The sequence below is a fragment of the Klebsiella sp. HMSC16A12 genome (assembly GCF_001808265.1).
In the GTDB taxonomy this organism is placed as follows: Bacteria; Pseudomonadota; Gammaproteobacteria; order Enterobacterales; family Enterobacteriaceae; genus Klebsiella; species Klebsiella pneumoniae.
In genome coordinates this window covers 43,040-55,125 of the sequence record NZ_KV792574.1, presented here as the reverse complement: position 1 = coordinate 55,125, position 12,086 = coordinate 43,040, and the positions used below count along the sequence as shown (strand labels likewise).

The following is a 12,086-nucleotide window of genomic DNA, read 5'->3' as shown; positions in this document are numbered from 1 at the left end:
AACACTATCAGTAAGTTGGAGTCATTACCAAAACGTTACAGAAAACACTTCTTTAAAAGCCTCTCGGGGTTTACACCAGGGTTGCTTTCCCCGGAGACCGATGCACTTAAATTCCATGCTCTTATCGCTGAGCCAAGGCATCAAAACTACCATCACGGTCAGTGATAAAAGCTCCCGCGGGCTCAGAAGTATCTCGATTATCCATGGCTCATAGCACCGTAACGTAAGCGGCAATGAGCAATGCCATCTTAATAATATTTTATATCCAGCCCTCCCTCTTCAAACCGTTAATCCAGTAATTTCATCTCCAGCGCCCGGCTCATCGCTTGAGTGCGGCTATTCACTTTAAGCTTCGCGTAGATGTTTTTGATATGCCATTTGACCGTCTCGGCAGAAATAGCGAGGGAGCGAGCGATTTCTTTGTTCATCTGACCTTCAGCAATCAGCTGTAATATCTGAAACTCACGCTCGCTGAGCTCGCCAGGAATATCGGGGCTTCCACTATTAAACGGTGTTCCGTCTACAGGCCCGCGCTTGTCTGCCCAGGATCCCTGCACTCCCCTTTTCTCTGTCCAAGCCGAAGAGGATTCATTCATACCGATAAGCAAAGGTTGCAAGGTATCGCCAGCGTCAAGAAAGAGGCCCGTGAGATGCTGTTGTTCAGCCAGCTGCACGACTGGCTGAAATGTCGTGCGCGCAGCGGCAGTTTTGCCACTGTTCCACAAGGCCAATGACCAGAGCGTACGCAGACGCGCTGCGGTTAACCTGTCCCCCCGGCTTTCCTGATCGGAGACCATCTCAGCCAGTAAAACGCAGGCTTGCGGTGCCTGGCCTCTGGCGAGAAGAAGCCGGCTGCGGCTAAGGGATGCAGACATAACGATGGCGCGTTGGCAGGGATGTTCGGCATCCATTCTGAAGCTGGCGGCCATTTGTTCAAGCTGTCGCTGCAGTTGCTCTGCGCCGGTGAAATTGCCGCGCTGCAGTCGCACCCTCACCTGCTCGGCTAACAACATGGCCTGGAGCCGTTGCCAGCCGCGAGACACCGCAAGACGCTGCGCATGCTCCAGCAATCGCTCGGCCTCATAGGGCATATCGTTATCTAAGGCCTGACGCGCGAGATAGGTATAGCAACGACTCAGCGCGTCGGGTGGACTGAATCGGTCGATGAATTCGAGCCGGTCGGCTAACAGATGCTCGGGCGAGTCACCCCTCTGACATTCATAGGCTATCTCCGCCAGCAGCGGCGCCAGCGTCGCGCCACTGGTCGACTGGGTACCGGTATAACATTCAGCCTGGCGCAACGTTTTCTCTGCATACCACCCGGCTTTTCCCAGATCGCCCTGACAAAGATGGCACTGGGCAATAATAAACGCGCGATAAACCGAAACAAACAGATTATCTAAAGGACTTTCCGGAGAGGGCATATGCTGTTGAACCTCCAGCGCGTCGTGATAGCGCTGGTTAACAACATGGCAATAGCTGAGAATATTGCATATCAGACCATCAACCCAGGTGTCGCCGCAGGGCACTTCGGCCAGCAACGGCTGAACTATAGCCAGACTCTCCGGGATGTTTTCCGCAAAGGCTTCGCAAATTGCCCGCACAACGCGCAATTTACACCAGGTGCTGCGGGTTAAATCCTCACGATGATGAAGTACCATCTGATCGAGGTTATCAAGCAGCTGCCTCGACTCATCAAAGTGGAAATAATGCGCCAGTGCCCAGGCCAGGTTAATTTGCAGGTCAATGCGCGACGGATCGGTGCTGGGCGGTAAATGATGCATCCATGAGATCAGAGTATCGATATCCCCTTCTTCCGCCAGTGACTGAGCGCTTGCGCCGTCCTGCACGGGGCTATGCACCGGCTTGCCTGCGCTGAGCGCATGGCGTACCGCCTCAGACCACAGCTTCTGTTCGACGAACCAATGACTGGCTAATTCATGCAGCTGTTTGCGGTCAATATCGTTGTTCTGCTGCAGCATGGTCCGAAGATTTTCCTGCAACAGAGGATGGTAGCGAAACCAGTAGCCTTGTTCGTCAAGGGCTGACAAAAAAAGGTTGTGTCGCTCAATCCATGCCAGCATCGCTTTACTATCATCACGTCCAGTCACTGCATTGCATAGTTCGGCATTTAACCGACTGAGGAAGGACGTTTTCACCAGGAAATCGAGAACCTCTTCCGGCAGCGGATCCAGTACCACCTCTTTCAGATAGCGGGCAATGGATCGTGTTCCTCCATGCATATTACGCAACAGATGCTCGGGATCATTCTGTAATTCTGCCGACAATGAAGCGATCTTCATGCCCGCGATCCAGCCCTCTGTCACGGACTGTAGCCGCTGTGCATGATGGTTGCTGAGGGGTAGCGCAACCGTGCGGCTAAAATAGTGTTTTGTTTCTTCGAGCGTGAATTGCAGGTCTCGATCATAGATCTCCACCAGTTGGTCCTGGGCCTGCAGCTGGCTCAGCGCAAGATTCGGGTGGAAACGGCTGCCAATGATCAGATGCAAGGCGGCAGGCGCATGCTTGATTAAATACCCCAGCGCTTCATAGACCCCACGATCGTTAATCACGTGGAAGTCGTCGATAATCAGGTACACGTCATGCGGGCAGTAGTGTAGCTGGTTAATGAGCCCGGCCAGCAGTTGCTCGGAGCTGGAGAGCTTCTGCTCTTCCATGTCACGCCAGAAATCGGCGTCCCAGTCAGCATAGAGTGGACGCAATGCTTGCAGCAGATAAGGAATAAACTGCCATACGTCATCATCATCCTCATCGAGGCTCAGCCAGGCGATACGTTCGCCCTGGGCGACCATCTGCTGATGCCATTGCGCCAACAGCGTGGTTTTGCCAAATCCAGCGCCGGCGCAGACGACGCCCAGCCGGCACTGCTGAACGGGACTGAGAAGCTGAAGCAGCCGGGGGCGCTCCAGCAATTGTATTGAGGAGCGAGGCGGGACGAATTTGGTCAGGATTAGCGGCAAGCCTCGCGTCAGCCGCAATGGCCCGGAGACCAGTGAGGGTGATTGGCGACCTTCTAAATCCAATGGCTTCATCCGTGGTGTCTACTCACTTTGTTTTTTTCAATTGTAAGCCAGCCCCCGGGATGACATGGGGCAGCCAAACTTTATTGCTACACAAAATTTAGAAAGTTTGACCTCAAGCATGAAAACCCCCACCTACCCCCCCATGAAGGTGGCTTCGCACTCCCTTTAACCGCTCGTAGATTCATTGCATGGGTGTGGCCAGGGTTATCCGCCCTGTCTGTTGGCCCCGCCTGGGTGACCTTTATTGAGGAGAATTAAACGATGCTCAGCAAACAGGCGTTATTGCAGGCTTACCGCAAGATGCGGGAGATCAGAACATTTGAAGAGCGGTTGCATCAGGAAAATACCAGCGGTGATATTCCGGGCTTCATTCACCTTTACACCGGTGAGGAGGCCATCGCGGTGGGGGTCTGCGAAAATTTAACGAACGCAGATTTTATTGGTTCAACACACCGTGGACATGGCCACTGTATTGCTAAAGGTTGCGACATTCACGGCATGATGGCCGAAATATTCGGTAAGGACAGCGGGTTATGTCGCGGTAAGGGCGGGTCGATGCACATTGCCGATCTGTCGAAAGGAATGCTGGGGGCGAACGCTATCGTTGGGGGAGCCCCTCCCCTGGCCATCGGCGCCGCGCTAACGGCAAAGACGCTAAAAACCGGCAACGTCGGTGTCTCTTTTACGGGCGATGGTGGTTCTAATCAGGGCCTGGTCTTTGAAGCCATCAATATGGCCGTCGTGCTCCAGCTTCCAGCCGTCTTTATTTTCGAGAATAACGGTTACGGCGAAGGGACCGGCCATGACTACGCCGTGGGTGGGCGTGATATCGCCCGGCGCGCCGCTGGCTTCGGCCTGCCGGCAGTGACCGTCGATGGCACCGATTTCTTTGCCGTTTATGAGGCAACCTCAGAGGCGGTCAAGCGTGCGCGAGAAAGCGGTGGCCCAAGCGTCATTGAGGCCAAAGCCTTCCGCTGGCATGGTCATTTTGAGGGCGATCCCGCGCTATACCGCGCGGAAGGTGAAGTGCAACGCCTGCGTGAACAACATGATCCGCTGAAGATTTTTACCGCTAAGGTCAAGCGACAAATCACCCAGGAAGAACTAACGGCGATTGACGAGGAAGTAGAAGCCCTGGTCAACGATGCCGTATTGAAGGCCCGCGCCGCTGCCTACCCGGCTCCGGAAGACCTGCTGACAGACGTGTACGTCTCATACTGAGGGTGATAACCATGACAATAAAAACCTATCGTGAAGCGGTCAAGGAAGCCCTGGCTCAGGAAATGGAACGCGATGAACGCGTGGTGCTCATCGGTGAAGACTTGCGTGGCGGTCATGGCGGAAATGCGCCCGAAGAGGCGAAAATAGAAGCCTTTGGCGGTGTGCTGGGTGTCACTAAAGGGCTGTGGACGCAGTTCGGCTCCGATCGGGTGATCGACACGCCCATTACCGAGTCGGCCATCATCGGTATGGCGGCCGGCGCCGCAGCGACGGGTTTGCGGCCGGTCGCGGAATTGATGTTCATGGATTTTTTTGGCGTGAGTCACGATGCGCTGTACAACCAGGCGGCTAAGTTCCGCTACATGTTTGGTGGCAAAGCCAGGGCCCCGCTGGTGATGCGAGGTATGATCGGCGCGGGGTTTTCCGCCGCGGCCCAGCATTCACAGTCACCCTATAATATCTTTGCCACCACCCCAGGGCTGAAGGTGGTGGTGCCCTCGACGCCTTATGACGTCAAGGGTCTGTTAATCCAGTCCATTCGCGACGACGACCCGGTGGTATTCTGCGAGCATAAAATGCTGTACGACCTCAAGGGCGAGGTACCGGACGAGAGCTATACCATCCCGCTAGGTGTAGCCAACTATACCCGCGAAGGAGAGGACGTCACCATCATTGCGCTGTCGGCAATGGTGCATAAAGCCAACCAGGTGGCGGACAAGCTGGCCAAAGAGGGGATCTCGGTCGAGGTAGTCGACCCGCGAACCATTTCGCCGCTGGATGAGGAAGGGATTCTGGAATCGGTGGCTTCCACAGGGCGGGTCGTGATTGTCGACGAATCCGCGGCACGCTTCGGTTTTGCTCATGATGTCGCGGCGCTGATTGCGTCCCAGGCATTCCATTTCCTCAAAGCGCCCGTTCTGCTGGTGACGCCGCCACACACGCCGGTCCCGTTCTCCCCTGCTCTCGAAAAACTCTGGATCCCTGGCGTTGAACGTATCGAAGCCGCCGTCCGTCAAGTGCTGGAGGATTAACCTATGAGCGAAATCAAGACGCTTGAAATGCCAAAGTGGGGGCTTTCCATGGAGGAAGGCTTGCTCGCTCGATGGGCAATCCAGGAGGGTGACGATTTCATCAGAGGGCAGGAAATCTGTGAGATTGAAACCAGTAAAATCGTCAATGTGCTGGAGGCACCTTTTGCCGGTACATTACGCCGGATAATCGCCCGAGAGGGTGAGACGCTTCAGGTTGGCGCTGTGCTGGCTCTGGCGGCTGACGCGTCGGTCAGCGATGCTGAACTGGACGAATTTGTTGCCAGCCTGGCGACGGCGAAACCCGCAGCCCCAGGCCCGGAGGCTGCCGCGCCGGACGTAGCGGCACAGGCAGGCGCTAAGCCAGCTTCCGTTGTTTCGCCGCCATCCAACAGCCCCGAGCCCCCTGTTGGGCAGACCGTCATCCCCGTCAGTCTGCAAGGTGTGACCGATGTGACTCAGGTTAATGCCACGCCCCATGCGTTACGACTGTCTGCCCGCTGGGGTGTCGACCTGAAAAAAGTCCGCGGCAGCGGGCGCGGGGATCGTATCTCTGTTTCTGATCTGGAAAGCGCGATCGTTGCCGCCGGCGGTCGCCTGGCCTCTCCGACGCCCCCCGTTCGTCGCAGCAAAGCGCCCCGCTCGCATGCCGATGACAGCCAGGTATCGGCCACCCCGCTGGCGCGCCGCCTGGCCGGCAAACTGGGTATCAACTTGCATGACTGCCGAAGCAGCGGTTCACGCGGTCGGGTAAGTCGCGATGATGTGCTGGCCGCGGCGTTGTTACTCGACGAGCACCCGCAGACCAGTCCTGTGCAGGAGAGTGCCCCGGCCCCCTTTGAGAGCATTCCGATGTCCGGTATGCGGCGGGCTATCGCTTCTCGCCTGCAAACGTCCAAGCAACAGTCTCCCCATTTCCGTTTGAGCGTCGATCTCGATCTGGAGCGACTGTTAGCGTTACGTCAGGACATTAACCGCGAAGTACCCGGCGTCAAGATTTCGGTGAATGACCTGCTGGTGAAGGCCTGCGCCCTGGCGCTGGTGGCCGTGCCTGACGTCAATATCCAGTTTGATGAAGCGGCACAAAGTATCCGCCGCTTTACGGATGCCGACATTTCGGTGGCCGTTGCGCTGCCTGCCGGGCTAATTACCCCTATTGTTCGCTCGGCGAACCGGAAATCGATCAGCGACATATCGAACGAAATTCACTCGCTGGTGACCAGAGCCAAAGCGGGCACGCTGAAGCCGGAAGAGTTCCAGGGCGGGACCTTTAGCCTGTCAAATCTGGGGATGCTCGGCGTCCGGCAGTTTGACGCCATCATCAATCCACCGCAAAGCGCAATCCTCGCCATTGGCGCCGGCGAGGTCCGGGCGGTAGTACGCGACGGGCAAATCGTCGCGCGCCAGCAAATGACGGTATCGCTATCCTGCGATCACCGGGTCATCGATGGCGCGGCAGGTGCGGCTTTTCTCCGGGAACTCAAGCGACTGATTGAAACCCCGACCTTGATGTTTATCCAGGAGACGAGCTATGCACGATAAATACGATGTGCTGATCATCGGCGGGGGTCCTGGGGGATACGTTGCCGCCATCCGTGCCGGCCAGCTAGGGCTTCGTACCGTATTAGTGGAAAAACAACATCTGGGCGGCATCTGCCTGAACTGGGGATGCATTCCAACCAAGGCGCTGCTGCATGGCGCTGAGGTTGCGCACACTATCACCCATGCCAGTCAGCTGGGCATCGGCGTGGGTGAGGTGAACGTCGATCTGCAGAAACTGGTGCAGTTTAGCCGTGCCGTATCGCAACAGCTCACCGCTGGGGTTGCGTACCTGTTGAAGAAAAATGGCGTGAGGGTGATTGATGGCACCGCGCGGCTGCGCGGCAAGGGGCAAATCACGGTCGAGGATGCCCGAGGGGAGGCGCGCGATTACCGGGCCGATCACGTGATCCTGGCAACCGGCGCCCGACCACGCGCATTGCCAGGCATAGCGCCAGATGGCGAACATATCTGGACCTATTTCGAGGCGCTGCGGCCTAAGCTTTTACCCAAGTCGCTCTTAATCATCGGTTCAGGGGCGATTGGCGTCGAGTTCGCCAGCCTTTATAACGATCTGGGCTGTAAAGTGACGCTGGTCGAGCTAGCGTCGCAGATTTTGCCAGTGGAAGATGCCGAGGTGTCTGCAGCAGTGCGTAAGTCATTCGAAAAACGCGGTATTCAGATCCATACCCAGACCCTGGTGACGCAAGTACAGCTCACCGATACCGGGGTGCGCTGCACACTAAACAACACCGGCGGCGAATATTCTCAGGATGTCGAACGTGTGCTGCTGGCGGTTGGCGTACAGCCGAATATTGAAGATCTGGGGCTGGAAGCACTGGGCGTCGAGTTAGACCGCGGTTTTATCAAGACGGACGCGGCTTGTCGCACTAACGTATTCGGGCTTTATGCCATCGGCGATGTAGCCGGCCCGCCGTGCCTGGCGCACAAGGCCAGCCACGAAGGCGTGATCTGCGTTGAGACACTGGCCGGTGTCGAAGGCGCCCACCCTCTCGATCGCGACTATGTGCCTGGTTGCACTTATGCCCGGCCCCAGGTTGCCAGTCTGGGCCTGACGGAATCGACGGCCCTGGCCAGGGGACGGCCCGTCAGGATCGGTAAGTTCTCTTATCAGAGCAATGGTAAGGCGCTGGCCAGCGGCGAGACAGAGGGTTTTGTGAAGACGATTTTCGATGCTGAAACCGGCGAGTTGCTGGGCGCGCATATGGTTGGCGCACAGGTCACGGAACAGATCCAGGGCTTTGGCATCGCCCGTCACCTGGAGGCCACAGACGAAAGTCTCCTGTCGATGATCTTTGCGCATCCGACACTTTCCGAAGCGATGCATGAATCAATCCTCGCGGCCTGCGACCAACCGTTGCATCAATAAAAAATAAGGGAGGCGATAGCTGTGCGATACGGAGTAAGTTCCCGTTATCCCTCCCGCACTCCCCGGCAGAAGATCCCCAACAACGGTTACGACAGGATCTATTGATCTGAAACGCTAAGCGCCATGCGTAAATTCTGTATGTTTAGTAGACAACCAAACGACAGGAGGAGCGCTCTATGACACAGCACGAAAGGTTTTGCCAGGCCTGCGGAATGCCGATGTCCGCACCCGATGCGCAAGGGGCCAGCGATAAATATTGCGCGTATTGCAGCGACAGCGACGGTAATCTGAAATCCTGGGAAGAGGCCGTATCCGGTCTGGCGGCTTTTCTCGACGCCTGGCAAAAGGTGGGCGTAGCGGAATCACGGAAACGGGCAAAACGTTACCTGACGGCGATGCCTGCCTGGGCGCACAAAGCGGACGAGTAATTTGCCCGGGCGGCAGGAGGAAATCATCCCGGGGACAGACCGCCATGCCGACAACATTGCTATAGCGTTTTTGTACGCCATCCGGACAGGAATAAATACGCGTTTGGGGATGACGACCTGCAGGCTGGAGCATGCATGGATGCGTTCTTCATGCGGATGAAATAAACGCCTGGCGTTCTCCCCTTGTCCGGATGCGTTATTGCCTGGTTTTTAAGGGGTCGGTTTCTGTATTTAACCCAGAACTTCTCAGGTAATACAACATATTGATGTGATGAATCTCTCATTTCAACGATACCAACTGGACAATAAGTTATCGCGTGTGTTAGTTATTTAATCACGCAAGAGAACAGATTTAATTTAAACAAAAGTTAAACCTTTCTCACTTTGCTAAAAAATTGCATTGATAATGCTTTGGATCCCTGAACCATTATCAAAAGGGTATGTGAACAGAAAGCCCTCAGAGACGCGAGTCTCTGAGGGCTTTTTTTTTGTTTTTTTATCTCAGGAGTAAATAAATGTCTAAAGAACGTCGTCTCTCAAGAATATTCGCAAAAGACGGTAAATCCGTGACCTTAGCGCTGGATGGCTACTATTTTTCCACGAAAACAAATGGTATTGATAATACGATAAATCAGCTCCCTGCTCTGGTGGAACACGGCCTGGATTGCGCGCTCGTCACGTACGGCATGTTGAAGAATTATCGGGAAGCATTGAACAGCGTTCCCGTTGTGTTACGCGTCGACAGCACGGTCAGTATCTTTGACAATACCGTTCCCGATACTACCCCCGTTTTTTCCGTCGAAGATGCGCTTAAAGTCGCTGCCGAGGGCGTGGTCTGCATGACCTTCCCCGGCGCCTTCAATGAAGAAAAAACCCACATTATGGCGATGCAACTCGCACAGGCAGCGGATCGCTGGAATGTACCGCTGATTGTCGAATCGCTCCCGTATGGTTATCCCGTCACCAGCGATGACTCTAACAATCCGGCCATCATCGCTGCATCGGCCCGCGCAGCGGTGGAGCTGGGCGCGGACGTCATCAAAACGCGTTTTACCGGTTCACCAGAGGACCGACTGATCGTTGAAGCTGCTGGCGTGCCGGTGCTTGCCTTAGGAGGTCCAAAAACCGGCATCGACGGTTACTTCAAATTTGTTCAGCACTGTATGCAGATGGGTGCGAAAGGCGTGGCTGTGGGACGAAACATTACCCAGGATCCGCAGCCGGCGAAAGTGGTAGCAGGTCTGAATGCCATCATCCATGAAAACGCAACAGCGGAAGATGCATACAGCCTCTACATGGCTAAATAACATCGGAAATTAATATGATTTCAAATAACACCATCATCCCTTCCATCAGGAAGTATAAATACTTTGAGAAAGCATTATCCTGCCAGTCAGAATATGTGCTGCTATCCGAAGCGAATATCGGCAATCTGCAGTCGCTGATTGGCAAATGCCATCAAAGCGGTAAGAAGGTCCTCGTTCACCTTGAATTACTGGGCGGCTTTAAACCGGATCAGGCGGGGATCAATCTGCTGAAAAATTATTACAAGGTTGATGGTGTTATTTCTTCCAATCTCTCCGCGCTACGCTACGCCAAAAAAGAGGGATTGCTGACCGTATATCGGGTTTTACTTATCGATTCGCGATCGCTTGATCAGTCGCTCGATATTGTTAAACACAGTCCACCGGACGCAATTGAAATCTTACCTGCTGAATATGCCTGCCAGTGTCTGGAGTTGATTAGCCGAAATTTGAAAGGCTTTGATGTGGTATTCATCGCCGGAGGCTTTGTTAAGCGCAAATACCTTGTAGATAAAATATTCCATGCCGGATTTAAAGGGATAACCACCAGCGAGCCCGGCTTATGGTAACCAATAAGGAGTCCACGCGAATGAAAGATGAATACGTCATGGGCATCGACAATGGTGGAACCGTCACCAAGGCAGCCATCTATGACCGTAAAGGACAGGTGCTCGCCATCGCCTCAAAATCCACGCAGATGCTGACACCCCGGGAATTCCACACAGAGCGCAGTATCGATGAGCTGTGGGCCGCGAATGTCGAAGTGATTAAAAAAGCGATTGAGCAATCAGGTATCGACGCCAGCCAGATAAAAGGAGTGGCCGTCACCGGTCATGGTAACGGTCTGTATCTGGTCGACGAAGAAGGTCACCCGGTGCGTAACGGCATTATATCCACCGATAGCCGGGCAAAAGAGTACGTTGAGAGATGGCAACGCTCACCAGAATTCCTTACCGACATTTTGCCAAAAACGATGCAGTCCATCTGGGCCGGACAACCTGTCGCCCTGCTGGCATGGCTGAAGAATTTCGAGCCCGAGACGCTGCAAAAAGCGCGTTATATTTTTATGGTCAAGGACCTGATCCGTTTTTACCTGACCGGAGAGGCTTTTCTTGAGCTGACCGATATCTCAGGGACCAACCTGATCAACGTACGTGACTGCAAGTATGACGATGAACTACTGGCATGGTGGGGACTTGATGAACTGCGGGATAAATTGCCCCCCATCAAACGCTCAACAGAATGCTGCGGAAAAATCACTGACGACGTGGCCCGTCTGACCGGTTTATGCGCAGGTACGCCGGTTTCTGGCGGGGTGTTTGATATCTCGGCCTCTTCCATTGCCTCGGGGATTAACAGTCTCGATAAGATGGCGATCGTCACCGGCACCTGGAGCATAAACGAATACGTTACCGACCACCCGGTTATTGATAAAGATCTGTTTATGACCTCCATTTATCCCATTGAGGGTAAATGGCTCATCACCGAGGCCAGCCCCACCTCCGCGAGCAACCTGGAGTGGTTTATTAACAACTTTATGGAGAGCGATCGGAAAACCTCCGCCGAACAAGGATCGTCGGTCTATGACCTGTGTAATAAGCTGGTTTCGTCAACGACGCCGGATGAAAGCCACCTGTTGTTCTTTCCGTTCGTGTTTGGCTCTAACACCATTCCCGACGCCTCGGCCGGCTTTATCGGTGTCAACAGCTTCCATAAAAAAGCCCATTTTCTGCGGGCGATTTATGAGGGCGTGGCCTTCAGCCATCTCTACCACACCGAGCGCTTACGCAATATTAACCCGAAGCTAAGCCGCACTATTCGTATTGCTGGCGGCGTCACGAACTCCCCGGTCTGGCTGCAGATATTCGCCGATATCTTCCAGGCCACGCTGGAAATCGTTGACGTCAAAGAGCACGGGACCCTGGGTACCGCGATGACCGCCGCCGTTATGGTGGGCTGGTTTGCGGAGGTATTTGCTGCCTCAAACGACATGGTCCATGTCTCACGCACCGTCTCCCCTAATCCGGAAAACCACCGGGTCTACCAGACCAAATACCAGCTTTATAAAAACCTGTTATCAGAAATGCAGTCGCCGTGGAAAAGCTGCAGCAACTACATCGCGCACTAAGTGA

The 12,086-nt window shown here is 54.7% G+C and carries 9 protein-coding genes; 8 read left to right on the top strand and 1 reads right to left on the bottom strand.

The features are described from left to right. Nucleotides 1-287: 287 nt before the first annotated feature. Nucleotides 288-3,053: a LuxR C-terminal-related transcriptional regulator gene (locus HMPREF3140_RS08805; RefSeq protein ID WP_032410875.1), complete on the bottom strand. Its 2,766-nt coding sequence runs from the start codon at nt 3,051-3,053 to the stop codon at nt 288-290. Nucleotides 3,054-3,305: 252 nt separating this feature from the next. Between HMPREF3140_RS08805 and HMPREF3140_RS08800 the strand changes: the two genes are divergently transcribed. The 8 genes from HMPREF3140_RS08800 (at nt 3,306) to HMPREF3140_RS08765 (ending at nt 12,082) form a co-directional block, all read left to right on the top strand. Further along, on the top strand, nt 3,306-4,265 hold the full coding sequence (locus HMPREF3140_RS08800; protein WP_070552938.1) for a thiamine pyrophosphate-dependent dehydrogenase E1 component subunit alpha: 960 nt from the start codon (nt 3,306-3,308) through the stop codon (nt 4,263-4,265). A gap of 11 nt (nt 4,266-4,276) precedes the next feature. Beyond that, nucleotides 4,277-5,296, top strand: coding sequence for an alpha-ketoacid dehydrogenase subunit beta (locus tag HMPREF3140_RS08795; protein WP_004178692.1), 1,020 nt, complete (start codon nt 4,277-4,279; stop codon nt 5,294-5,296). 3 nt (nt 5,297-5,299) lie between these two features. Further along, entirely contained in the window at nt 5,300-6,835 is a 1,536-nt protein-coding gene (locus HMPREF3140_RS08790; RefSeq protein WP_032410870.1) for a 2-oxo acid dehydrogenase subunit E2, read from the top strand. Further along, nucleotides 6,825-8,222 (top strand): dihydrolipoyl dehydrogenase, encoded by a 1,398-nt coding sequence (gene lpdA, locus HMPREF3140_RS08785; protein ID WP_032410869.1) that lies wholly within the window; start codon nt 6,825-6,827, stop codon nt 8,220-8,222. The genes HMPREF3140_RS08790 and lpdA overlap by 11 nt, the downstream gene beginning before the upstream one ends. A gap of 176 nt (nt 8,223-8,398) precedes the next feature. Beyond that, complete coding sequence (locus HMPREF3140_RS08780) at nt 8,399-8,650, top strand: zinc ribbon domain-containing protein (RefSeq protein WP_002889874.1); 252 nt, start codon at nt 8,399-8,401, stop codon at nt 8,648-8,650. A 515-nt stretch (nt 8,651-9,165) separates the two neighbouring features. Next, a complete protein-coding gene (locus HMPREF3140_RS08775) occupies nt 9,166-9,957 on the top strand; it encodes a class I fructose-bisphosphate aldolase (RefSeq protein ID WP_002889868.1) in 792 nt (263 codons plus the stop codon). A 14-nt stretch (nt 9,958-9,971) separates the two neighbouring features. Further along, nucleotides 9,972-10,523, top strand: a complete 552-nt coding sequence (locus HMPREF3140_RS08770; protein WP_002889866.1) for a glycerol-3-phosphate responsive antiterminator — start codon at nt 9,972-9,974, stop codon at nt 10,521-10,523. Nucleotides 10,524-10,543: 20 nt separating this feature from the next. Next, nucleotides 10,544-12,082: an FGGY-family carbohydrate kinase gene (locus HMPREF3140_RS08765; protein ID WP_014907999.1), complete on the top strand. Its 1,539-nt coding sequence runs from the start codon at nt 10,544-10,546 to the stop codon at nt 12,080-12,082. Nucleotides 12,083-12,086: the final 4 nt, after the last annotated feature.